Genomic DNA, 23331 nt, shown 5'->3' with positions numbered 1-23331 from the left:
GGGGTGTATCGATCACATGATTGTGGCCTGACGCAACTCTGTAGGAGCGAGGCTTGCCCGCGATGGCGGTAGCGGCCTAAGCGCTGGCTTTGAGCCCAACCAACCCGGCAATGATCAGCGCGACGCTGGCCAGGCGGAACAACGCCATGGATTCACCAAACAGGATGATCCCGGCGATGACCGTGCCCACTGCGCCGACGCCGGTCCAGATGGCGTAGGCAGTGCCCAGTGGCAGATCCTTCATCGCCAGGCCAAGCAGGCCGAGGCTGATCGCCATAGCGCCGATGGTCAGGACGGTGGGAAGGGGGCGGCTGAAGCCGTCGGTGTATTTCAGGCCAACGGCCCAGCCGACTTCAAACAGGCCAGCGAAAAACAGGATGATCCAGGACATGAAGACCTCCATCGATTGACGGGGTCGTCCCCAGATAAATAACTCGTTCGAGCCGCGAGGTCGTCCTCGCGATGCGCAGTATAGTGCCCATTATTAACCTGGGGATCAAGTTCCAGGGTCAGTCGGCTGATTGCTGCGCGGCCAGTTCGCGGTCCTGTTTCTCACTCATCCGGCGCAAATACGTCGAGAGCAGCGCCCCGGAAATGTTGTGCCAAACACTGAACAACGCGCTGGGTACCGCCGCCAGCGGCGAGAAGTGTGCGCTGGCCAACGCCGCGCCCAGGCCGGAGTTCTGCATGCCGACTTCCAGTGACAGGGACTTGCGTTGTGCCAATGGCAGTTTGAACAGGTGTCCGGTGAAGTAACCCAGCAGGAAGCCGAAGCTGTTATGCAGCATCACCACGGCCATGATCAACAGGCCGGACTCTGCAATCTTTGCCTGACTCGCCGCAACAACGGCGGCGACGATGATCACGATGCTGACCACCGAAACCAGCGGCAGCACGTCAACCGCATGGCGGACCCGAGCGCCCAGCAGACGCTGGGCGACCACACCGAGCATGATCGGCAGCAACACGACTTGCAGGATCGACCAGAACAGTTCCATGAACGATACCGGCAACCATGCCGAGGCCAGCAGCCACATCAGGGCCGGCGTCAGCAACGGAGCGAGCAGGGTGGTGACGGCGGCAATCGCCACCGACAGAGCCAGGTCCCCGCGGGCCAGCCAGGTCATCACGTTCGACGAGGTGCCGCTCGGGCAGCATCCGACCAGAATCACCCCGACGGCAATTTCTGGCGGCAGGTGAAACGCCTGGCAAAGTAACCACGCCACACCGGGCATGATCACGAAATGTGCGACCACGCCCAGCGCCACGCGCCACGGGTGGCGGGCAACTTCAGCGAAGTCTTCAAGCTTGAGGGTCAGGCCCATGCCGAACATCACCAGCCCCAGCAGCGGCACGATGGCGCTTTTCAAACCGATGAACCACGCCGGTTGCAGGAAGGCCACCACCGCGAAGATCAATACCCAGTAAGCGAAGGTGTTGCCGACAAAGCGACTCAGTGCTGCCAATGCACGCATGACCTGTTCCTTGTTATTAAGTAGCACCACAAAACAACTGTAGGAGCGGGCCGGGCGGCGTTCCGATGCTCGCGAAGGCGTCATAACAGTCAACATCTACGCCAACTGACAGTGCGCTATCGCGAGCAAGCGAACGTCGCCCGGCTCTTCCCACAGTAGAGATCACAAGCCTTTTAGATCCCTTGCGGAAGCTCTTCGCCGCCCAACGCCTCAACCAGCGCCGGGAGGAATTCGCCGAAGGTCAGCATCATCAGGGTGAAGCTGGCGTCCAGTTGGCCGAGGGCTTCATCGCCACCGTCCTGTTCTGCCTGATCCTGCAGCAGGTCTTCGAACTTCAGGCGCTTGACCACCATCTTGTCATCGAGCACGAAAGACAGTTTGTCCTGCCAGGCCAGCGACAGCTGAGTCACCACTTTTCCGGTGTTCAGGTGCAACTGGATTTCGTCGCTGGTCAGGTCCTGACGCTTGCAACGCACGATGCCGCCATCTTCGTGGGTATCGCGCAGTTCGCATTCATCGAGCACGAAGAAGTCGTCCGCAGCTTTTAGGGTTTTTACCCAATCGGTCATGGTCGCGCTTGGAGCGATCTTCACGGTCAGTGGGCGAACCGGCAGCGAGCCGATCACTTCACGCAGGGTCGATAGCAGGTCTTCGGCACGTTTCGGGCTGGAAGCGTTGACCAGGATCAGCCCCTGTTTCGGTGCGATGGCGGCGAAAGTGGCCGAACGACGGATAAAGGCGCGGGGCAGGAAGGCCTGGATGATTTCATCCTTGAGCTGATCGCGCTCCTTCTTGTAAACCTTGCGCATTTGCTCGGCTTCGATCTCTTCGACCTTTTCCTTGAGCGCGTCACGTACGACGCTGCCCGGCAGAATGCGTTCTTCCTTGCGTGCGGCGATCAGCAGGAAATCCTGGCTGACGTGCACCAGGGGGGCATCTTCGCCTTTGCCGAACGGCGCGACGAAACCGTAGGTGGTCAACTCCTGACTTGCACATGGACGCGCCAGTTTGGTGGCCAGTGCGGTTTCCAGCGCCTCAGCATCAAAAGGCAGATCTTGGGTCAGGCGATAGATAAGCAGGTTTTTGAACCACATGGGGTGAATCTCTCCTTTATACAAAGGCGGGCATTATTCTCCGCGCAGCGTCATAGGCCAACCCTTCGCTAAGCCTTTGGAAGGCCTGAAAAAATTATTTTAAAAAGTGCTTGCCAGAGGTGGGGCTGCTCCGTAGAATGCGCGCCACACCGAACGTGAAGGGTGATTAGCTCAGCTGGGAGAGCGTCTGCCTTACAAGCAGAATGTCGGCGGTTCGATCCCGTCATCACCCACCATTCGCATTCAGTGTTACGCGCAGCGGTAGTTCAGTCGGTTAGAATACCGGCCTGTCACGCCGGGGGTCGCGGGTTCGAGTCCCGTCCGCTGCGCCATATTCGGTAACCTGGAACACTGAACGCCAGGTCACCACAGAAAGCCCGCCTTGTGCGGGCTTTTTGCTGTCTGTCTTTCGTGTTAAAGCCCAGTGTTTCACCGGATTTCAGCTTTTTTAATAAAATTATTATTTAAATCAGCACGTTATGAAATTTTGTGAGAGAATGCGCCCACACCGAAAGTGAAGGGTGATTAGCTCAGCTGGGAGAGCGTCTGCCTTACAAGCAGAATGTCGGCGGTTCGATCCCGTCATCACCCACCATTCGCTTCAAGTGTTACGCGCAGCGGTAGTTCAGTCGGTTAGAATACCGGCCTGTCACGCCGGGGGTCGCGGGTTCGAGTCCCGTCCGCTGCGCCATATTCGGTAACCTGGAACGCTGAACGCCAGGTCACCACGCAAAGCCCGCCTAGTGCGGGCTTTTTGCTGTCTGGGGTTTGGCTTTTTGTTCCGCGGATTATTCCGGGGGCGGCCCGCTTCTGCATCGGCCCCGTCAGGCTTCGTTGCGTAACAGCAGGCTGTCGATCACCGCTGAAGGTATAGTCTCCAATGCCGGTCTTGGTTTTACAGGTAAAGGTATGGGCACTCCGGCGCGGCGCGCCTGGCGGTATTCGCTGGGAGTACTGCCGGCGAATTGCTTGAAGGCCCGGGCGAAGTAAGAGGGGTCCTTGAAGCCGACCTCATAGCCGATGCTGGTGATGGGCATCTGGCTGTTTTCGAGCAGCTCCTTGGCGTAGTCCATACGCTTGTTCAGGATGTAGTCCATGAAGCCCAGGCCATTGACCTCCTTGAACAGCCGGCTGAAGCGGAATGTCGTCATTGCGCAGCGCTTGGCCATATCTTTTTGGTCGATGTTGTCCCGAAAATGCTGGTCGATGTACAGCAATACCTTATTGAGTGCCTGATGCTTCTGATGTTCTGCGGTCAATCGAATACTGTCCGGCAGGGACGGGCCATGCTCGATCGGCGGTTTGTTGCTGTGGAAATGGGTGTTACAGCGCAGCTCGCAGAGCTGCTCCAGGGCGCGCAGAAACCGGCTTATCTCGGCGGCCGGGAGAGGCAGCACCATGTACTCCCAGACACGAGAACGCATGGCCCACACAGCGAGCTCTTCGGAGTGCTGCACGGTGAACATGGCGACAGGCACGGAGGGCACGGCGCTTTTGATCTCCAGCAACAGGCTGAGGCCCGGCATGTCAGGGCGATCATAGTGCATGCAGATCATGTCCGGTAGTGGGTCATGATCGCGCTCGGGAAAAGTGGCGTCTTTTGCCAGCCGACAATCGCAGGCTGAGCGGAATTGCGCGATCAATTCTTCAGCCGATCGATCTCGAGTGAGATCGAACCATAAAAGGAATGGTTTTTTGGCCGAGTCGGGCTTCATTTCCTTGATCCTTATTCCTGTGCCTCGTTTTCTCTTCTTCTTGGTTCTTCTTGGTTCTTCTTTGCTCAGCAGTATTGTCACTGTGCCATGACTACGAAGGATCAAATCCTGATAAGAAACCAAAAATTCAGTTAGTCAGGTTCTATACCTTGCTGAGGGTGCCAGAATCGGGGCGCCCCCATTCCTTTTTCGATGGGCTCGGGCTTGACCGCTCGTCGCTTGCGAATCAGTTGCAGAGGGATTCTTAAGTCATTCCTTTTCTTACGCTTTCAGTTGCCGTTTCAGGCGCTGCCCCTGCTGTTTTTGTTGGCTTGACAATGACAGCAAAAAAATCCTTGCAATCGACAAAAAACTCCTAACGCTTCTATTGCCCTCCCAACTAAGGTTTCAACCAGGCAGTGCAATCAGCACCGTCCTTGAAGAACAACACTCTATTGATCAAATGAGGTGGGCAAAATGAATCTGCAAACAATCAAGACTTCGGTGCTGACGTTCATCAAAGACGAAGATGGTCTGACTGTCGTGGAGTATGCGGTGGCCGGTGGGCTTATTTCTTTGGCAGTGGTTGGGGCCTTTACGGCGCTTGGCACTGAGGTGGGCGTCGTGATTACTGCCTTGAAAACTGCAATTACCCCTGCTGCCTAGGCTGGCATTTTTAGTCCTGCTTTTCGCGATAAAACGGAGGTGGCTTGTATGAATATTTTATTAAGCACCTCCGTACTCATTTTTCTCGGGATTGCGGTGATCACTGATTTAAGCGTTCACCGTATCTCCAACATCCTTATTTTAGCTGGTTTGATCTGCTCGGCAGTTATTCAGAGTTGGCTTTACGGTTTCTCTGGAATGACAGTTTGGCTGATCGGGCTGGCAGTCGGGTTAGTGATTCTCCTGCCGCTTTACGCTTTTGCTGGAATGGCCGCAGGCGATGTCGAGTTAATGGCTATGGTGGGAAAATTTTTCGGCCCTGTAGCCATTTTTTGGTCGGCGGCTTATGTTGCCCTTCCAACTAAGGTTTCAGCCAGGCAGTGCATTAAGCGAAGACCAACACTCACGTCTTGGAAGATCAACACTCATGTCTTGGAAGACCAGCACTCAATTGATTAAATGAGGTGGGCAAAGTGAATCTGAAAACAATCAAGACTTCAGTGGCGACGTTCATCAAAGACGAAGATGGCCTGACCGTCGTGGAATATGCCGTGGCCGGTGGGCTTATTTCTTTGACAGTGGTTGGGGCCTTTACGGCGCTTGGCGGGGAAGTGAGCGTCGTGATTACTGCCTTGACCACCGCAATTACCCCTGCCGCCTAAGGCTGGCATTCTTGGTCTGGTCTTTCGCGGTAAAACGGAGGTGGCTTTTATGAATATTTTATTAAGTACCTCCGTGCTCATTTTTCTCGGGATTGCGGTGATCACTGATTTAAGCGCTCACCGTATCTCCAACATTCTTGTTTTAGCTGGTTTGATCTGCTCGGCAGTTATTCAGAGTTGGCTTTACGGTTTCTCTGGAATGACAGTTTGGCTGATCGGGCTGGCAGTCGGGTTAGTGATTTTCCTGCCGCTTTACGCTTTTGCTGGAATGGCCGCAGGCGATGTCAAGTTAATGGCTATGGTGGGAAGTTTTCTCGGTCCTGTAACTGCTTTTTGGGCGGCGGCTTTAACGTTGATTGTTGGTGGCGTCCTTGGGATTTCGGTTCTGCTCTACAAAAAGCAGTTGGGCCGCTTTATTCAACGGTACTGGGCGATGACAAGTCTGCGCACCTATATCCAGCCGCAAGCCGATGATGCCGCCCGGCAACGCTTCCCTTACGCAATCGCGATCCTGCTCGGCACTTTAACCAGCGTCCTCTGGCTGCCCTTCGGCCATTAGTTCGGGAGAACACTATGTACGCCATCAGTGACAGCAACGTCTGCCCCAACGAGCGGGAAGCGGTGCAGCGGTTGGCTCCGCAGCCGCGCACTGTCAGTGAGACGGGCCTTGCGGAGAACTTTCTCGGTGATCTGGTCTGCAAGCATCTGCACGATGCCGGCGTGCTGGATATGCCGCGACTGGTGGAGCGCCTGGCGCTGCCCGGCACGGTACTGGAAGAAGTCCTGAGCTTCCTGCGCAAGGATGGCCGCGTCGAGATACTCGGCCAGAACGGTGCTCAGGCACTGCGCTACAGCCTGACGCAGCGCGGTCGCAGCGCCGCCCGCGATGCCTTGGCGCGCAGCGGCTATATCGGCGCGGCACCCTATCCGGTGAGTGCCTACCGCTCCCTGATCAAGGCGCAAACCATCCACCACGGTCATATCAACTCGGACGACATGCATGGCGCTTTCGGCGCAGTGGTGCTCGCCGACAGCATGCTCGATCAACTGGGGGTGGCGCTGAACTCCGGGCGCGCGATCATGCTTTACGGGCCCGCAGGTACCGGCAAGACCTATATCAGCAGCCGGTTGATCCGCCTGTTTGACGAAGCCATCTGGGTACCCCATGCCATTGCGATCAACGAAGCGGTGATCGAGATCTTCGATCCCCAGATACACCAGCGCCTGGATGCTACCGAAACGCAGAACCACCTGCTGCTCAACGAAGGGATCGATCGTCGACTACTCTGCTGTAAGCGACCGATCGTCATCACCGGCGGTGAATTGAGCATGGAACAACTGGATGTTCGCTACGATCCCTTCACCCGCCAGTACCAGGCCCCCTTGCAGCTCAAGGCCAGTAATGGCCTGTTCATCATCGACGACATGGGCCGCCAGCGCGTGGCCCCGGCCGAGCTGTTTAATCGCTGGATCGTGCCGATGGAGGAGAAGCGTGACTTCCTCAACTTTGGCGGTGGGCGGCACTGCGAGCTGCCGTTCGACCTGATCCTGGTGTTCTCCACCAACCTCAACCCGTTAGAGCTGGCCGATGAGGCGTTCCTGCGGCGCATTGGTTACAAGCTGCAATTTGGCTACCTGGATCCCGTTGATTACGAACGAATCTGGCGCCAGGAAACCGAGCGGCAAGGCATTCCTTATGACCCGCTGCTGTTGCGCTATGTGCTGCTGGAACTCTATGAAACCGAAAACATGCCCTTGGTGCCTTGCCACCCCCGCGACCTGTTGAGCATGGCGCTCGACCGCCAGCGTTACCTGGGCGGCTCCGGGCCGCTGTCGTCGCTGGAGCTGGAGTGGGCCTGGCGCAACTATTTCGTTCAGCTCGACTTTCTTGGATAAGGAGATACCGACATGAGTTCTCGTACTCTCACCCTGATTGCCTTATCCCTGATCCTGGGCCTGGGCGCCGCATGGATGGCCAACACCTGGTTAAGCGCACGGCTCAACGCCGGTCCGGACGACAATCAGCAGAACGTGGTAGTGGCCACGGTGGAGATTGCTTTCGGGCAGATGGTCGAAGCCCAACAGGTCACGCTGGTGCGGATGCCCAAGGATACAGTGCCGGAAGATGCCTTCGATGCCACCGACAAGGTGGTGGGCAAGATCGCCACTTTCTCCATGCTGCGCGGCGACATTCTGCGCGGCGCACGCCTGGCCGAGCACCTCGGCGGCAGCACACTGGCCTCGCTGATCGAACCCACCAAGCGTGCCATATCGTTGCGCGTGGACGATGTGGTCGGGGTGAGTGGGTTCCTGTTGCCGGGCAATAGGGTCGATGTATTGGCCACCAGACAGACGGGAAACAACGGTAATGCCGAGTCTAAAACCATACTGGAGGATTTGCGGGTGCTGGCAGTGGACCAGACTGCCAGCACCGACAAGACCCAACCGGTGGTGGTGCGCGCGGTGACCCTGGAGATGACTCCGGGTCAGACGGAAGTCCTGGTCAAAGGGATGACCGAAGGGAAGCTGCAACTGGCTCTGCGCAATCCGCTGGATAACCAGAAACAACCAGCGATCGCTCAGCCGGTTGCACTGGCCCAGGTCCCGGCTCCAGCGCCAGCTCCAAAACCGGTAGTACGCCATCATAGAGGTGGCGGTGGCGGTAGCAGCAGCATCACTGTGATTCGCGGTATCGAGGTCAATGTAGTGAAAGCCCTATAAGTCATCAGGCGCAATCGTTGTAGGCATTGCGTCGGATGGACCCCATTGGGTATCGGAAAGTTTGGCATTGCTCTGGCAGGCGAACGCACTTAACAGGTCCACTTCACAGGTCAAGGCCAGCCAGCCGTTTCAGATCAATAGTGGCAGAAATGAGGGCTTGATGATGAGACCCCGTATCCAACGGCCATTCACCACTTATGCGAAACGTCAGCAGGGTGCGACGATTGTGCTGGTCGTGGCTGCCTTGGCCTCCATCCTGCTGATGGGTGCCTTGGCGCTGGACGGCGGCCATATGCTGGTGAACAAGACGCGCCTGCAAAATGCGGTGGATGCGGCGGCGCTGAGCGGGGCCAAGACGCTCATGATGGTGTCCGGCGCAACTGGTGCGGCCACCCAGACGCAAAGCGCTGCACGCGCTACCCTGACACTGAATGCCAATGCCACGGGCAACAATGAACTGGCCACCGCCATCGGCAATAATGTCGCCGGCTTTGCCACGGTGGAGCTGGCCAACAACGTCTACGGGCCTTTCTCCTTCCCTGGCCCGGCGGATGCGAAATATGTGCGGGTAACGGTAGCGAACTACCCTCTGAGCGGTTTTTTCTGGGGCATGTTGCAGGCGACAGGTAATGGCGCCGCCCCGAACAAGGCCGTGGCAGCCGTCGCCACCGCCGGGCCCAGCCCGACCAGCCCCTGTGATGTCGCGCCGCTGATGATCTGCGGCGACCCCGCTCAGTACAACCCGAGCGCCGGGAATTTCTGGGGTTACCAATTCGGTGATGTGCAGGTGTTGAAAACCGCCTCAGGCAATAACTCGGCGATCGGCTCCGGCAATTTCCAACTGCTCGATTTTGGTTCCGGTGGCAACGCCGTCAGAAACGCATTGGCGGGCGGGATCAATGAGTGCAACAACGTCGGCTCGACTGTCAACACCAAGCCAGGCAACTCCGTGGGGCCTGCCGTTCAGGGCCTGAATACTCGCTTCGGCCAGTATTCAGGCGGCGGCCTCAGTGCCGCGGACTTTCCGCCGGACCTGGTGATCACCACCAACCCCCAGCCGCTGACTTTCACCGGATCGCCCGCCCAGATTTTGTATAACGGTCAACCGGTCACCTCCAGCAACGGCAATCTCTCCGCCGGTGGCACCGCATTGCTCGATTACAACGACTGGGTGCAGAGCGTCGCCGCGTGTGTCGCTGGCACGGGCAGCGGCTGCCAGGCCAATGGCGCGTTCGAACGACGGATGCTGAAGATCGTGATTGGTAATTGCGCTGGCAAGAACGACGGGTCGTCCACGATACCGGTGCTTGGCTTTGGCTGCTTCTTCGTGCTGCAGCCAGCGTCTCAACAGGGTAGTTCTTCGCAGATATTCGGTCAGTTCGTCAAACAGTGCGAAGGCGACAACGTGTCGGGCCCCAACCCTTCAAATGCCACGGGCCCGCAGATTATTCAGCTGTACAAGACCTATATCGACAACAACCAGACACCGAGCAGCGACTCGTAGGAGGTCATATGGGACGTCGTGCATTCAAACGGCCGCAGGCCCAGCGCGGGGTAGCCATGGTGGAGCTGGTGATTGCTCTACCACTGTTGTTGCTGCTGCTGTGTGCGATCGGCGAGTTCGGCCGCTTGCTGTTTCAGTACAACAGCCTGATGCAGGCCAGTCGTGATGCCGGGCGTTTTGTTGCCGGCCAGGCCTGGAACGCGACCCTTGGCCAGCTCGATCTGAACGCCACTCTGCAGTCCCAGACCCAGAACGTCGCCCTTTACGGCGCGCCTGCCAACCCGAATAACTACCCACCGGTGGTGCCGGGGCTGACCACCGGCAATGTCTCGGTTTCTGCATCAGGTACTGACCATGTACAGGTGAGCATTACCTATACCTTCCAGCCGGTGATCGGCAGCGCATTGCCAGCTTTCTTTGGCAATGCAGTGCCGCTCGGCATTGCCTTGACCTCGACGGTCGTGATGAGGGCCTTGTGATGAACATCAAGCGTATGCGCGGGGTGTATGTGGTCGAGTTCGCCATCGTCGGCCTGCTGATGTTCACGCTGTTGTTCGGCGTAATGGAAATGGGCCGGCTGTATTTCACCGTCAATGCACTGAATGAAACCGTGCGCCGCGGTGCTCGGCTGGCTGCGGTGTGTGACATCAGCGACCCGATCATTCTGCGCCGGGCGATCTTCAATGCAGCCAATAACGGTGGCGCCAGTAGCTTGATCAACAACCTGGGAACGGCCGATCTGAGCCTGACTTATCTGGACGTGAACGGTGCGGTGGTGACCAGCCCCAACGATCTGGTCAGCGCCACCGGGTTTCGCGCCGTCCGCTATGTTCAGCTGCGAATAGCGAACTTCAGTTTCAACCTGCTTATACCTGGATTCAGTGGGGTGTTCACCCTGCCAGCATTCAGGTCAACCATGCCTCGAGAAAGCCTTGGCCGTCATCCCGAGGCGGGAGATATTACGCCATGTTAAGCGCCCGGGACGTCCCCATTACTACCTCTGCCCATAAGCAGGGCTTGCGCCTGCTGATCAGTAGCCGCGATGCCGAGGCCTTGCAACATCTGACTACGTTGAGCCAATGTCTGCCCAGTCTGCAAGTGAGCACGCGGCTGGTGAGCAATGGCCATACCGACCCGTTGTACGGGCTGGAGCAGATGCCTGATTTCCTGTTGCTGCGTGTCAGCCACTTGTGGCGCGAAGAACTGGCGGCGCTGTTGCGGCGTCCTGCACAGGAGCGTCCACCCCTGTTGGTGTGTGGACCTCTGGATGAGCGCGAGGGCATGCGCCTGGCGATGCAGGCCGGAGCCCGTGACTTTCTGGCCGAGCCGGTGGCCGCAGAAGAGTTGCAGGCGGCACTGGGCCGTATGCTGACGGAGGCCAAAGCGGGGCAGGCGACTGAAGGCAAACTGATTGCGGTGATGAATGCCAAGGGTGGCTCGGGCGCAACCATGCTGGCCTGTAATCTGGCTCATCAGCTCAGTGTCCGTGGCGGCGCAACCCTGTTACTGGATCTGGACCTGCAGTTCGGCAGCGTGGCTCACTGCCTGGATGTGCGGCCGACGCACTGCCACGTAGAGGTTCTGCGGCAGATCGAGGCGTTGGACAGTGTCGCCTTGCGCGGCTTTTGCAATCATTTCAGTCCGACCCTGCATGTGCTCGGCGGGCGTGCCAGTGAGCTGTTTCTGTCCCAGGATGTGGGTCTGGAACAGTTGGAAACCCTGCTGCGCCTGGCACGCAGCACCTATGACTGGGTGGTGGTGGATTTGCCGCGGCAGATCGACCACCTCACCGGTGTCACTCTGGAGCAGGCGGACCAGGTCTACATCGTAGTGCAGCAGAGTCTCAGTCATCTGAAGGACGGCACCCGTCTGACGCGTATCCTGCGTGACGACCTGGGGTTGCAGGGTAGTCGCCTGCAAGTGGTGGTCAATCGCTTCAACAAAGCCTCACCTGTCAGCCTCAAGGATATCAGCGAGGGGCTGCGTTGCGTGAATCTACAGAAACTGCCCAATGATTATGCGGTGGTCAGTGAAAGCCAGAACACTGGGGTGCCACTGGAGCTCCATGCGCCACGTGCCTCTGTCACCGTCGCCTTGCGTGAGTTGAGCCAGGATCTTATCGGGATCCAGGCCAGCGAGCAGGGCTTGCTGAAACGTACCTTTAGCCGCCTGTTCGGGGGGTAAGCCATGCTTAGCGAATTTCGTAATCGCCTGCGTCAGCAGTCCGGCAAAAATGTTCCGGCAGACGGGCAGGAAGCACCCATCGACGGCGAGGACTGCGTCAGCGAGCTAATGGCCTGGGAGGCCAGCGTGCCGGACGTCCTCTACGAGACCAGAACCAAACTCAATCCGATGGAGATCGAGTGGCGGGAGAAGATCTACCAGCAGTTGCTCAAGGTCATGGACCTGTCATTGCTCGATTCTCTGGAACCGGCCGAGGCCGGGCGGCAGATCCGCGAGATCAGCCTGCGCTTGCTGGATGAGTATTCGGCACCGGTGAGTGCCACCAGCCGCCAGCTGATCATCAAGCAGATCACCGACGAGGTGCTTGGCCTCGGGCCACTGGAGCCGCTGCTGGCCGACCACAGTGTGTCCGACATCCTGGTCAACGGGCATGCCTCGGTGTATGTCGAGCGCTTCGGCAAACTGCAGAGAACCGATGTGCACTTTCGTGACGATCAGCATCTGCTGAATATCATCGACCGTATTGTTTCCAGCCTGGGGCGACGCATTGATGAATCCTCGCCGCTGGTGGATGCACGCCTGAAGGACGGCTCGCGGGTCAACGCCATTATCCCGCCCCTGGCCATCGACGGGCCGAGCATGTCGATCCGCCGTTTCGCGGTGGATTTGCTCAATACCGAGAGTCTGGTGCAGATGGGCACCCTGACTCCGGCCATCGCGCTGATGCTCAAGGCCATCGTCCGTGGGCGGCTGAACGTGCTGGTATCCGGCGGCACCGGCAGTGGCAAGACCACCATGCTCAATGTGCTGTCCAGCTTCATTCCGCATAACGAGCGGATCGTTACCATCGAAGACTCGGCCGAGTTGCAACTGCAGCAACCCCATGTGGTGCGCCTGGAAACCCGCCCGTCGAATATCGAAGGCCGTGGCGAGGTGAGCCAGCGCGAACTGGTGCGCAACAGTCTGCGTATGCGCCCGGACCGCATCGTGATCGGTGAGGTTCGCGGCGCTGAGGCGCTGGATATGCTGACGGCGATGAACACCGGCCACGACGGCTCGCTGACCACGATCCACGCCAATACCGCGCGCGATGCCCTGGGGCGGATCGAGAACATGGTGTCGATGACCGGTGCGACCTTTCCGATCAAGGCCATGCGCCAGCAAATCGCCTCGGCCATCGGCGTGGTGATACAGCTGGAACGTCAGGAAGATGGCAAGCGACGGCTGGTCAGCTTGCAGGAGATCAACGGCATGGAGGGTGAAATGATCACCATGACCGAGATCTTCTCTTTCGTCCGCTCAGGCATGGGCGAACACGGTGAGGTACTGGGCGAATTCCGCCCCACCGGCATGGTGCCGGCCTTTCGCGATGTACTGGCCAAGCGTGGTATCGAGCTGCCGCTCAACCTGTTCCGGCCGGAATGGATGGAGGCGCAGTCATGAGTCAGATCCCTGGTGAATACATCCTGGCGTTCCTCGGCATGGTGTTCACCGCTATGTTCCTCCTCAGCCAGGGGCTGGTGGTGCCGGTGTTCGGAGAGGCCGGCCAGGTGCGTAAACGTATCCGCGGTCGCCTTGAGCTGCTGGAACGGGCCAGCAACCTGCCGAATATGCAGACGGTGCTGCGGCAGAAATACCTGCGGCGCCTGTCGCCGCTGGAGGCCCGCCTGGAGCAGTTACCGGCTATGGAGGCGCTGGCGCAGATGATCGAGCAAGCCGGGCATGACTACCGCGCCTATCGGGTGCTTTTACTCGGGCTGGTCCTGGCGACAGCGACGGGGCTTGGGCTTTGGTTGCTCACGCACCTCTGGTGGGCGGCTGTTCCGGCGGCCATGGCAGTGTTCTGGCTGCCGGTGCTGAAGATTTCCTTCGACCGCAACAAGCGCTTCGCTCTGTTCGAGGAGGGGCTGCCGGATGCACTGGATGCCATGTGCCGGGCTTTGCGTGCCGGGCACCCGTTCAACGAGACCCTGCAACTGGTAGCCGAGGAGCATCAGGGGCCGGTGGCTGTTGAGTTCGGCCTGACCTTCGCCGATATCAACTATGGCAATGATGTGCGCCGGGCCATGCTCGGTCTTCTGGAACGCATGCCGAGCATGACGGTGATGATGCTGGTGACCTCGGTGCTGATCCACCGCGAGACGGGTGGCAACCTGACTGAGGTGCTGGATCGTTTGAGCAGCCTGATTCGTGGACGCTTCCGTTTTCAGCGCAAGGTCAAGACCCTCTCGGCCGAGGGACGCATGTCGGGCTGGATATTGGTGTCTGTGCCCTTTGTATTGGCGGCGGCGATTGTGATCTCGAGCCCAAACTATTTGCCCTTGCTCATCAAGGAGCCTGTGGGCCAGAAGCTGGTCATGGGGGCTTTTGTTGCCATGCTGATCGGAATTTTCTGGATACGTAAAATCATCCGGATTCAGGTTTAAGCGCCAGCAATCGTAGAGAGGTGTTGGTCATGGACTATCTGCTAAGTCTGCTCAATCGGGTGGTGGGCAACGAACAGCTGGCACGTCTCTTGTTCGTTGGGGCTGTCGGCCTGTGCGTGGTGTTCGCTGCGGCGACCCTGGTATTGCTGGCGTTGGGGTTGCAGGATCCGGTGCAGCGCCGTCTTGCGCTGATCAAACGGGGTCATGGCGGGGAGAGCCTCGAGCAGAATGCGCCGAGTAACCTGCAATTGCTGCTGGAGCAAGTGGGGCAGCGCTTTGCCTCCGGTGAACAGGGGCAGGTCTCGCCCACTCGAACGTTGCTGATTCACGCGGGTTATCGCTCGCCTGCGGCAGTACACATGTACTGGGCGATTCGCCTGCTGTCGCCATTGATACTGGTGGGCCTTACGCTTCTGGCTTTGCCGTTTATCCCGAAGCTATCCCTGACCATTGGCATGGTGCTGCTAGCTTCGGCACTCTGTGTGGGCTGGTTGGCGCCGGCAATCTATGTCAACAAGCGCAAGCAGGCACGGATGACTCGGCTGCTCCGGGCCTTCCCCGATGCCCTGGACCTGATGGTGGTCTGCGTGGAGTCAGGCCTGGCGTTGCCCCAGGCCATTGAGCGGGTGGCCGACGAGATGTCGGTCAGTCAGCCCGAACTGGCCCTGGAACTGGCGCTGGTCAATGCGGAAATCCGCGCCGGCATTCCCAGTACCGAAGCGCTCAAACACCTGGCCGAACGCACCGGCCTTGAGGACATTCGTGGGCTGGTCAGCTTGCTGGCGCAGAGCATCCGCTTCGGCACCAGTGTCGGCTCCACCCTGCGTATTTATGCCGAAGAGTTTCGCGACCGGCGCACCCAGCTTGCCGAAGAGACGGCAGCGAAAATAGCCACCAAGCTGATGTTCCCACTGATTTTCTGTCTATGGCCGAGCTTTTTCCTGGTGGCCATCGGTCCTGCAATCATTGGGGTGCTTAAAATTTTCGGAAAGGTATGACATGCACAGAAGCAGGCTTCGTTTCTGTCTCACTGCCCGGCATTGCGAGTGTGCCGGTAATCGCTGACGGCTTCGTACACCGCCTTGCGTAAACGATTGATACCGCCAATCGGCCGATGGGCTTCCAGGCCGAACCAGGGATTGAACGACTGGTTGTCGCATTGCAGGTTCAGCGCCGGGGTGTCGAAGTCCTGAGCCGGGATCTTGATGCGCGCTACGGTCTCGAAAGGGGCGTCGATTTCACGCCATTCAATGCTGGTATCTTCGATGGGCATGTATTTGGCCGGATCCTGGCGCTGAATCTGCAAAACGAAGCACGCCGGGACACGATCGGTCGACAACTGCTGGTTCAGTGCGTTGCGCAGGAAGTTAGGCAGCGCCTGATTTTGAGTCGGCAGGTTGTAGATCGGGCAACTTTCGGGATCTGGCGCGACACGGAACTTGGCATTGGCCGTGCCGAACTTGTACGGCGACACCGAGAAATAGGTGGTCTGGGCCGGGCTTGCAGGTGCCGGAGCCAGCGTGGCCAGAGCGATAAACAGATGACGAACCTGCCAGCTACGCGGGTCCCGGTTCGGGAAGAACGCCCTGACCGTCTTTCCATCGGCCTGCGCAGCTACGTTCTGACGGTACTCGGCGACGTCACTGACAAAAAAGTTCGGATGACTGAACATCACAAAATCCTGTTCGCCACGGCTCTGTTGTTCTTTCAATAGCTGCGTACCCGGAACATCCAGCAGTTTGATCGCCATGCCGCGGGCGTCCCGAATGCTGTCGAACTGCGGGTAAGCATTGCCATTGGACAGGCGCATTGTCGCTTGCCAGGTCTTGCCGGCCTCGGCGAATACACCCTGACGCAGTTCTGGCGACAAGTCAGGCAACACCTGAACCTGGGCTTTGACACAACCGTGAGCTTTGGCATGGGCGTCACGCAGATAGCGCGTGTTTTCACGGTGCTGGTCAACGATGCGCACGGCGGTCTGAATGATGTCCTGAGTCATGGCGGCTTCGCCCGGCGGGATCTGTTCTTCGGCCGAAACCGGGCCGCTGTAGTGCCAGGCGAACCAGGCTGTGGCCAGCGCCCAGATGAACAGGCCCAGACCCAGCAGCAACAGAAGGGTTTTGCCCAGCAGGGCACCGATGCGCAGCCAGAGAGTGATCAACATGCGAAAGTCCTTTTTACGGCGGCGATAATCATGGCAGTTGCGACTCCAACGGGCCGCCCAGCACTTTTAAATACTCCAGCAAGGCCCAGCGTTCTTCGGGTTGCAACAGGCGGCCGATCACCCCGTTACCACGCTTGCCGGCACGGAATTCGTGACCGCTGTTGTGATTACCGGTGATCCGCGTGTCGAACACGAAGCCGTTGGTAAAGGCTTCGGTGCGATAACCCAAGTGGCGTGGGTCGTACTCGAAGGTGCCTTTGTAGAAAGTGGCCGCGCGTTCGTCCTGTGGTGAGAGCAGTTGGTAAATGCTCGGGACCGAACCGTTGTGCAGGAACGGCGCAGTGGCCCAGACACCGGCCAGCGGTCGGGCCTTGTAAGCACGTAACTCACGAACCCCGATCGGCAGGCCGAGCCCATCCAGGGTCGGGCGCTCTGCCGGCGTCACATTCGCGTCGCGATAAGCCCGTTTCTCAACGAAAGCGGTGACGTAGGCCAGCCCTTTGGCCACCGAGATTTTGCTCAAGTCCAGAGGCTCTGCGGGGGTTGGATGCAGTTTGACGTCCAGGTCCGCCAGCTCCGCCGGATCCCATTGCAGGGCCGTCAGATCAAAGCGGTGGTCGGCAATGTTATTGGCGGCGCCGGGATCGGTGCCAATCACTCCAACCGGCAGCATTTTCAATGTTTGCAAGGGGCGACCATTGCTTTGAATCACGGACGGTACGTGGCAGCCGGCGCAATTTTCAGTGAACAGGGCCCGGCCTTTGGCGGCCAAAGGTTTGTCGATGCTGCCCAGCAATTCTTCGGGCCAGGCTGGCGGCTTGAGCCGTTGCAGGGTTTCTTCGATCAGGTGCAGGTCGCGCACACGCACACTTGAAGGGTAACGAGCGTCACCTTTGAGAGGCTGGCCTGCGGTATCGAAGAAATTCAGTGTGGCGCCGACCCCAAGGGCTTCGCCGATGTTGCGTGCCATTGGCTGCTGAGCCGAACCGTTCCACTGCACCCAGTCGAAGGTCCACATCTCCCACAGCTGTGGATAGTCCACCGGTGCGTTGGCCACTCGGTAGTTGTCTGCAGAAATGGCGTCGCCAAAGCTGGCGTTGGCGATGCGTCCGAATGCATCGGTGCGGCCGGGGCCTTCTTCGGTGGGGTAGAGGCCGCGATGAGTGTCGTTCCAGGCAACATGCAAGAAGGTATCCAGGGACGTTTTGAATTCTTTGCGCAGTGGCTGGTATTGCGCCTCGTAGTCCTGGCCGAGGACATTGCGTGCGAAGCGTTCGAATTTCCATGGGTTGTAGTAGGTAGCGGCGAGGCTGGCCACCAGAGCCTGGCCGAAGCTTCCGCCACGCAAAGTGGGAACGCTGGACGGCAGAACATGCTGGGCCGAACCACCGTCGATCCGCACGGCCTGGCTGTTGTAACGCAGCTCGCCGGTGTGGCAGGCGGCGCAGGTAATATCCAGAAACTCATCTTTGCTGCCAGGATTTTGATGGCGAGCGAAACCGACCGGCAGATTGCCGGGATTACCCGGGGTGGCTTTCTGATCCGGGTCGACGAGAAAACCGAAGCGGGCAAGGTACTCAGGGGCCGCGAAGCGCTGTTCGGAGAACGGTAATTCGAGCGCGCCGAACCAGTCATAACGCAGGCCTTTAACCTGGGTGCCTTGGGGCGTGAAGTAATAGGTCTGGCGGTCAGCGGTGCTCCACTGTTCCAGGTAATGCACCTGTTTGGCAGGCACGTAGCCGGGCAGTTTCGGGTTGACGACGTAATACAGGACGATGATCAGGCCGAGACCGAGCAGAGCGATAATGAGTAGAAATACGCGGAAAATGAGGCGCAAAATAAACATCCTTGTCAATTTATAACCCTTATGCCCTAGCTCAGCTTATGCGGCAAGTGGCCATTACGCCTGATGCAGTGAGAAACGTCTTTTCCGATTGTGAGTTTGCGCCGACAGTCAAATTCGACTGCCGCTGCGAAATGCGTTTCAAGGACGTGAACTTATCGGAAGTTTCCTGCTCTCATGCCGGTAGCCATTGGTCGTGGCGGCCTGATAAGCTCGCGGCTTTACTCGATTGCCCTTTAGGCGCATGAACAAGGAAATAGCATGAAACAGCATCGGTTGGCGGCGGCGGTGGCCCTGGTTAGCCTGGTACTCGCGGGTTGTGACTCGCAGACCAGCGTTGAGCTGAAAACCCCGGCGCAAAAAGCTTCCTACGGTATCGGCCTGAACATGGGCAAAAGCCTTGCCCAAGAAGGCATGGATGATCTGGATTCCAAAGCAGTAGCCCAGGGCATCGAAGATGCCGTCGGCAAGAAAGAGCAGAAGTTGAAGGATGACGAACTGGTCGAAGCCTTCGCTGCGCTGCAAAAGCGCGCTGAAGAGCGTATGGCCAAAATGAGTGAAGAGTCGGCAGCCGCTGGCAAGAAATTCCTCGAAGACAACGCCAAGAAAGCAGGTGTAACCACCACCGCTTCGGGTCTGCAATACGAAGTGGTCAAGAAAGCCGATGGCCCTCAGCCCAAGTCGACTGACGTAGTGACGGTTCACTACACCGGCAAGCTGACCAACGGCACCGTTTTCGACAGCTCCGTCGAGCGCGGCAGCCCGATCGACCTGCCAGTGAGCGGTGTGATCCCGGGTTGGGTCGAAGGCCTGCAACTGATGCACGTTGGCGAGAAGTACAAGCTGTACATCCCTAGCGAACTGGCTTACGGCGCGCAAAGCCCAAGCCCGGCGATTCCAGCCAACTCGGTGCTGGTGTTCGACCTGGAACTGCTGGCGATCAAGGATCAGGCAAAACAAGACGCTACCAAGTAATTAGCGTCTGATAAAAAACAACGCCCCGTCTATACGGGGCGTTGTTGCATCTGGCGATTGCTGGAGGGCAAAGTAAGCGAACGGACGCCGCCGGGTAGAGTCATACCATTGAAGTTGCTGGTGTTAGACCCAGACGGGTTGCCAAGTCAATGAAATAATGGGTTTTTTTATGTGAGTAAAAAACGCCCGATCTGAGCTCAGGCCTTATAAAACGGGGCTTTCAAGCGTTTAAAGCGGCTCTGTTCACAAGGTTATCCACAATTTGTGTGGATAACATTTCAGTGGGAGGGATGATGAAAGCACCCTGGAATTTCGCGCGCTTCTTGCCCATGGCAGGACGGTTGCTTAGCCGAGGACGTTTGCCGACATTGCTCTTCGCCGTGGCGAGCAAAGGAGCGAGCCAAGGCAACCGCCTGGGCAAACTCAAAGATGATCTGCGATTGTTACAGGCGTTGTGTCTGGCTTATTGGCGTGGGGAGTACCGGGCCATCAGTCACAAATCGATTCTGATAATTGTGGCGGGCCTGATGTATTTCCTCAGTCCACTCGATGCCATCCCGGATTTCATTCCAGTGTTTGGCATGCTCGATGACATCGCGGTATTGGCTTGGGTGATGAAAACCCTCGATGACGAGTTGAGTGCCTTCCGTGCCTGGCGCTTACGGCAGCTGCCGGAAAAGCTGGCGGTGGTCGAGCAATTGCCGGATACGCTGGAGCAACTCCAGCTGCAGGGCCCGAAAAAAACCTGAGCCGATTCAGGGTCCTCCACATATTGATACCCCCCTCGCGACCTTGGCGGCTGTTAGGATTACACTTCTAGGGAAAAGTGCTGACTCGCTAAGTGTTGTTGTCCTACGGGGTAGTAATGGATATTCAGATAATTACACGCGATGGCGAGCCCGAGTATGCGGTTCTGCCGTGGGCTCAGTATCAGGCTTTGTTAAAAGCTGCGGGTATTACCGAGCAGCCGCCGCGAGAAGCCACAGTCCGTCACGCGGCACCACCAGACCAGATTCTTCCTGGCCTGGATCAACTCCGCAGTTTGCGCGAAGGGAAGGGCATCGCCATTGAGGCGTTAGCCCGCACAGTAGGAATCAGCCCGTCTTATCTGGCCTTGATTGAAAGCGGTGAGCGTCTGCCGGACGCCGCGATTCGCCGCAGCCTGGCCTGGGAGTTGACGGTGCCAGGCTGGAGGGACGAGACGTGAGCGTACGCATTAGTCGACAACATTGGGACGGGTTGCTGAGCGAGCTCGATCACGCCCGCCGCCAGCGTCATCTACTGACTTACCGGGCTTTGCTTGAGCGTTTGCAGTTACCCAGCCCGGCCATGCAAACCCTGACCGCGGCCCTGGAGCATCTGGCAGCGCTGGATGCCCGAGCGGAGCAGCCATTGCGCAGTTCGCTGGTGATCAGCCAAGGTGCAAGCCGTTTGCCTCGTACCGGCTTCTTCGAGTGTGTCGAGCGTCTTGGACGTTTCTCCGGTCCGTCCGATGGTGTTGCTGCGGCTTCCTGGCATGCGTCCGAAGTAGTGCGGGTTTTCGAATACGAGTATCCCGAATCGGCGGAGGCCTGAGTGTTCTGGCGACTTAAGGCGCGAGCCAGCTACTGGTTGGCGCGTCGGCTGTTTCATTGGCCGTGGTTCGTGCGTCAGCCCCGTGGCTGGCACTGGCTCGAAGGTCAGTTCGCGCGCATGGCAAACCTGGGTGATGTCGGTGCTCAGAGCTTCTACGGCCATATCCTGACCTTCCGTGGCCAAGGCCTCGGCGCCCGCGAAGAAGGTGTACGCTTGCTGCGCCTGGCGGCGCTGGCGGGGGACGCCAAGGCGGCCTACCAAGTGGGGGTGATCAGCCTTGCCGGAACACCCGGTAAAGCTCCTGATGCGGCTGAGGCGGCCCGTTGGTGGACAATGGCGGCGAAGGCCGGGCATCCGCTGGCGGAGATCAAGCTCAAGCAGTTGGAATCAAGCGGTGGTTCCCTGTAGGAGCCGAGCTTGCTCGCGATGGACTCAGGGACGACGCGTTTATTCAGAAAACACGCGTTATCGTTAACGCCCATCGCGAGCAAGCTCGGCTCCTACATAGAGACCTCATTTCCTTAACTGACTGCGCTCGCAAGATAATTTAAAACCCCTCCACCACCGGCAACCCAATCTCCAGGCTGTCGATCACGTGAATGCTGTGACCCGGCACATTCTTGGCATGATGCTTGGCTTGCGAAGCCAGTTCTGCCAGTTGGCTGGAGTCGAGTTGTCCACAGGCCTGTGGATATAAATGCACGACGCCGATGGACAGCGACAGCAGCGGGAATTCCTGGCGTACGCCCTGGCGATTGGGCGCGATAAAGCAGCCGGCTTCCAGGTGCTCATTGCTATAGAAGCGCCGGCACTGACTGTGGAAGTCGTCCAGTAGCTGGTTGAGACGTTTCCGCCAGTCTTCCGGGCCTAACACCAGCAGAAAATCGTCACCGCCGATATGCCCGACGAAGTCGCGGCCCGGGTCCACTCGATCATTCAGACACTGCGCCAGACACAGCAGGACTTCATCCCCCCGGCCGTAACCGTAGATATCGTTGAAGGGTTTGAAACTGTCGATGTCCACATAGCAGATCACCGATTCGCGGGCCTGTTGCAGCAACCGTGTGAGGCACTGCTGGATCGGCACGTTGCCCGGCAAGAGGGTCAATGGATTGGCGTAGCGGGCTTGCTGGATCTTCAGCTCGGTAATCAGTTTGAGGACGTCGATTACCCGCCCCAGGCCCAGGTAGATGCCGTTCAGGGTGATGATGAAGTCTTCTTCGATCCGTTGTCGGGCGCGGCTGGTAATCAGGCGGCTGACCTGTTGCAGTGACTGGCTCAGTTCGACCGCGAGGAAGTCTTCACTCATCAGCCGGCTGATGGGCTTGCGCGCGAACAGGTCGGTGGCAAAGGGTTTGAGCAGCGAATCCGACAGCGAATGGCGGTGGACGATCCCGCAGGGGTGTCCTTGATCATCCAGCACTGCCAGGGAGTTGAGGTTGGCCTGGCGACGGAAGGCTTCCAGAACTGTCGCGGTAGGGGTTTGCCGAGCCACTGCCGGTTGTTCGTTGAGCAGGGCGCTGAGGTCGCGCCCTTCGTCGTTCAGGGCCACAGCAGTGCTGTCGCGTTTGGGCATCATTACTCGCGCATCCTTCGGCGGATGCTCCTGCGGACGGCAGAGCAGGTAGCCCTGGACCAGGTCGACGCCCATCTCGGTCAGCACCGCGAGTTCTTCCGGCAGTTCGATACCTTCAGCGATGACTTGTGCCCGGGAGGCTTTAGCGATTTGCAGGATTGAGCCCACGAACTCGCGCTTGAGGGCGTCCAGATGAATACCGTCGATGAAGTGTCGGTCGATCTTCACGTAGTCCGGGCGCAGCTCGGACCACAACCGCAAGCTTGAATACCCCGCGCCGAGATCGTCCAGGGCAATCGAAAAGCCCATGGCCCGATAGTGATGCAGCGCATTTTGCAGCAGTTGGAAGTCGTCGGTCGGGGTTTGTTCGGTGAGTTCGATGACTACCTGGCTCGGCTCAATCCCGAAGTCTTGCAGCAATTGCAGTGTACGGCCTGGCTGGTGAGCCGCCTCCAGAAGGGATTCCGGGGAGACGTTGAGGAACAGTTTGCCCGGCAACTTCTGTTCGTTGAAACGTCGACAGGCGCTGTGACGGCAAGCCATTTCCAGTTCGCTGAGGCGACCGGCCTGACGGGCTACGGCAAACAATGCGATGGGAGAGTGCAATGGGCTGTTGGAGGGGCCGCGACTGAGGGCTTCGTAGCCCAGGATACGTCTTTCAGAGAGGGAAATGATCGGCTGGAACAGACTGTGTAAACCGCTTTGAGCCAGGATTGAACTCAAGGCGCTCAGCTGTTCGGTCGTGGTCATGGCGTTCTCTGTCGATAAAAAA

Annotated in this window: 25 protein-coding genes and 4 tRNA genes; 22 read left to right on the top strand and 7 right to left on the bottom strand. The window is 58.5% G+C overall.

Going from position 1 to position 23331, the window contains the following annotated elements:
- Window positions 1–76 precede the first annotated feature (76 nt).
- The 3 genes from sugE to rdgC form a co-directional block, all read right to left on the bottom strand.
- Window positions 77–391, bottom strand: coding sequence for a quaternary ammonium compound efflux SMR transporter SugE (gene sugE, locus AC07W5_RS20670; protein ID WP_494993729.1), 315 nt, complete (start codon window positions 389–391; stop codon window positions 77–79).
- Between the two features lie 118 nt (window positions 392–509).
- A complete protein-coding gene (locus AC07W5_RS20665; protein WP_495024228.1) occupies window positions 510–1475 on the bottom strand; it encodes a bile acid:sodium symporter family protein in 966 nt (321 codons plus the stop codon).
- Between the two features lie 173 nt (window positions 1476–1648).
- Window positions 1649–2569, bottom strand: coding sequence for a recombination-associated protein RdgC (rdgC, locus tag AC07W5_RS20660; protein WP_494993731.1), 921 nt, complete (start codon window positions 2567–2569; stop codon window positions 1649–1651).
- Between the two features lie 160 nt (window positions 2570–2729).
- Between rdgC and AC07W5_RS20655 the strand changes: the two genes are divergently transcribed.
- The 4 genes from AC07W5_RS20655 to AC07W5_RS20640 all read left to right on the top strand — a co-directional run bounded on the left by AC07W5_RS20655 (window position 2730) and on the right by AC07W5_RS20640 (window position 3260).
- Window positions 2730–2805: transfer RNA gene (locus AC07W5_RS20655), tRNA-Val, on the top strand.
- A 19-nt stretch (window positions 2806–2824) separates the two neighbouring features.
- Window positions 2825–2901 (top strand) — tRNA-Asp (locus tag AC07W5_RS20650).
- Window positions 2902–3088: 187 nt separating this feature from the next.
- Window positions 3089–3164, top strand: a tRNA-Val gene (locus AC07W5_RS20645).
- 19 nt (window positions 3165–3183) lie between these two features.
- Window positions 3184–3260 (top strand) — tRNA-Asp (locus tag AC07W5_RS20640).
- Between the two features lie 133 nt (window positions 3261–3393).
- On the opposite strand, the gene AC07W5_RS20635 is transcribed toward AC07W5_RS20640, so the two are convergent.
- Complete coding sequence (locus tag AC07W5_RS20635; protein ID WP_494993858.1) at window positions 3394–4284, bottom strand: helix-turn-helix transcriptional regulator; 891 nt, start codon at window positions 4282–4284, stop codon at window positions 3394–3396.
- Between the two features lie 456 nt (window positions 4285–4740).
- Between AC07W5_RS20635 and AC07W5_RS20630 the strand changes: the two genes are divergently transcribed.
- From AC07W5_RS20630 to AC07W5_RS20570, 13 genes are all read left to right on the top strand, one after another.
- On the top strand, window positions 4741–4929 hold the full coding sequence (locus AC07W5_RS20630; protein WP_494993732.1) for a Flp family type IVb pilin: 189 nt from the start codon (window positions 4741–4743) through the stop codon (window positions 4927–4929).
- Window positions 4930–4977: 48 nt separating this feature from the next.
- Entirely contained in the window at window positions 4978–5388 is a 411-nt protein-coding gene (locus tag AC07W5_RS20625) for an A24 family peptidase (RefSeq protein ID WP_495024227.1), read from the top strand.
- A gap of 14 nt (window positions 5389–5402) precedes the next feature.
- A complete protein-coding gene (locus AC07W5_RS20620) occupies window positions 5403–5591 on the top strand; it encodes a Flp family type IVb pilin (protein ID WP_495024226.1) in 189 nt (62 codons plus the stop codon).
- A 49-nt stretch (window positions 5592–5640) separates the two neighbouring features.
- On the top strand, window positions 5641–6150 hold the full coding sequence (locus AC07W5_RS20615; RefSeq protein WP_494993735.1) for an A24 family peptidase: 510 nt from the start codon (window positions 5641–5643) through the stop codon (window positions 6148–6150).
- 14 nt (window positions 6151–6164) lie between these two features.
- Window positions 6165–7487 (top strand): DUF8689 domain-containing protein, encoded by a 1323-nt coding sequence (locus tag AC07W5_RS20610; protein WP_495024225.1) that lies wholly within the window; start codon window positions 6165–6167, stop codon window positions 7485–7487.
- Window positions 7488–7499: 12 nt separating this feature from the next.
- Window positions 7500–8312: a Flp pilus assembly protein CpaB gene (gene cpaB, locus AC07W5_RS20605; protein ID WP_495012762.1), complete on the top strand. Its 813-nt coding sequence runs from the start codon at window positions 7500–7502 to the stop codon at window positions 8310–8312.
- A gap of 160 nt (window positions 8313–8472) precedes the next feature.
- Window positions 8473–9816 carry a TadE/TadG family type IV pilus assembly protein gene (locus AC07W5_RS20600; RefSeq protein ID WP_495024224.1) on the top strand — a complete coding sequence of 448 codons (1344 nt, stop codon included), beginning with the start codon at window positions 8473–8475 and terminating at the stop codon, window positions 9814–9816.
- An 8-nt stretch (window positions 9817–9824) separates the two neighbouring features.
- The gene (locus AC07W5_RS20595; RefSeq protein WP_495024223.1) at window positions 9825–10295 is read left to right on the top strand and encodes a TadE/TadG family type IV pilus assembly protein; all 471 of its coding nucleotides are present in this window, start codon (window positions 9825–9827) and stop codon (window positions 10293–10295) included.
- Complete coding sequence (locus AC07W5_RS20590; RefSeq protein ID WP_494993740.1) at window positions 10295–10789, top strand: TadE/TadG family type IV pilus assembly protein; 495 nt, start codon at window positions 10295–10297, stop codon at window positions 10787–10789. Before AC07W5_RS20595 ends, AC07W5_RS20590 begins: the two co-directional genes overlap by 1 nt.
- Window positions 10783–12000: an AAA family ATPase gene (locus AC07W5_RS20585; RefSeq protein WP_495012764.1), complete on the top strand. Its 1218-nt coding sequence runs from the start codon at window positions 10783–10785 to the stop codon at window positions 11998–12000. The genes AC07W5_RS20590 and AC07W5_RS20585 overlap by 7 nt, the downstream gene beginning before the upstream one ends.
- Before the next feature lie 3 nt (window positions 12001–12003).
- The gene (locus tag AC07W5_RS20580) at window positions 12004–13443 is read left to right on the top strand and encodes a TadA family conjugal transfer-associated ATPase (RefSeq protein ID WP_495024222.1); all 1440 of its coding nucleotides are present in this window, start codon (window positions 12004–12006) and stop codon (window positions 13441–13443) included.
- Window positions 13440–14426: a type II secretion system F family protein gene (locus AC07W5_RS20575; protein WP_495012766.1), complete on the top strand. Its 987-nt coding sequence runs from the start codon at window positions 13440–13442 to the stop codon at window positions 14424–14426. The genes AC07W5_RS20580 and AC07W5_RS20575 overlap by 4 nt, the downstream gene beginning before the upstream one ends.
- A 29-nt stretch (window positions 14427–14455) precedes the next feature.
- Window positions 14456–15424, top strand: coding sequence for a type II secretion system F family protein (locus tag AC07W5_RS20570; RefSeq protein ID WP_494993744.1), 969 nt, complete (start codon window positions 14456–14458; stop codon window positions 15422–15424).
- Window positions 15425–15453: 29 nt separating this feature from the next.
- Here the strand turns inward: AC07W5_RS20570 and AC07W5_RS20565 are convergent, their stop codons facing one another.
- Complete coding sequence (locus AC07W5_RS20565; RefSeq protein WP_495024221.1) at window positions 15454–16590, bottom strand: catalase family protein; 1137 nt, start codon at window positions 16588–16590, stop codon at window positions 15454–15456.
- Between the two features lie 28 nt (window positions 16591–16618).
- Window positions 16619–18427 carry a di-heme-cytochrome C peroxidase gene (locus tag AC07W5_RS20560; RefSeq protein ID WP_495012767.1) on the bottom strand — a complete coding sequence of 603 codons (1809 nt, stop codon included), beginning with the start codon at window positions 18425–18427 and terminating at the stop codon, window positions 16619–16621.
- Window positions 18428–18694: 267 nt separating this feature from the next.
- Here AC07W5_RS20560 and bamJ point away from each other — a divergent pair, with 267 nt between their 5' ends.
- The 5 genes from bamJ (at window position 18695) to AC07W5_RS20535 (ending at window position 21391) form a co-directional block, all read left to right on the top strand.
- Window positions 18695–19408 carry a BamJ family beta-barrel-assembly machinery protein gene (gene bamJ, locus AC07W5_RS20555; protein WP_494993747.1) on the top strand — a complete coding sequence of 238 codons (714 nt, stop codon included), beginning with the start codon at window positions 18695–18697 and terminating at the stop codon, window positions 19406–19408.
- Between the two features lie 293 nt (window positions 19409–19701).
- Window positions 19702–20157 carry a YkvA family protein gene (locus tag AC07W5_RS20550; protein ID WP_494993748.1) on the top strand — a complete coding sequence of 152 codons (456 nt, stop codon included), beginning with the start codon at window positions 19702–19704 and terminating at the stop codon, window positions 20155–20157.
- A gap of 116 nt (window positions 20158–20273) precedes the next feature.
- Window positions 20274–20615 (top strand): helix-turn-helix domain-containing protein, encoded by a 342-nt coding sequence (locus tag AC07W5_RS20545; protein WP_494993749.1) that lies wholly within the window; start codon window positions 20274–20276, stop codon window positions 20613–20615.
- A complete protein-coding gene (locus AC07W5_RS20540) occupies window positions 20612–20983 on the top strand; it encodes a hypothetical protein (protein ID WP_494993750.1) in 372 nt (123 codons plus the stop codon). Before AC07W5_RS20545 ends, AC07W5_RS20540 begins: the two co-directional genes overlap by 4 nt.
- Window positions 20984–21391, top strand: coding sequence for an SEL1-like repeat protein (locus AC07W5_RS20535; protein ID WP_494993751.1), 408 nt, complete (start codon window positions 20984–20986; stop codon window positions 21389–21391).
- A gap of 139 nt (window positions 21392–21530) precedes the next feature.
- On the opposite strand, the gene AC07W5_RS20530 is transcribed toward AC07W5_RS20535, so the two are convergent.
- Window positions 21531–23309, bottom strand: a complete 1779-nt coding sequence (locus AC07W5_RS20530) for a bifunctional diguanylate cyclase/phosphodiesterase (RefSeq protein ID WP_494993752.1) — start codon at window positions 23307–23309, stop codon at window positions 21531–21533.
- Window positions 23310–23331: the final 22 nt, after the last annotated feature.

The organism is Pseudomonas sp. GW821-FHT01E05 (genome assembly GCF_059422425.1).
This window is presented reverse-complemented; position numbering and strand designations above follow the sequence as displayed.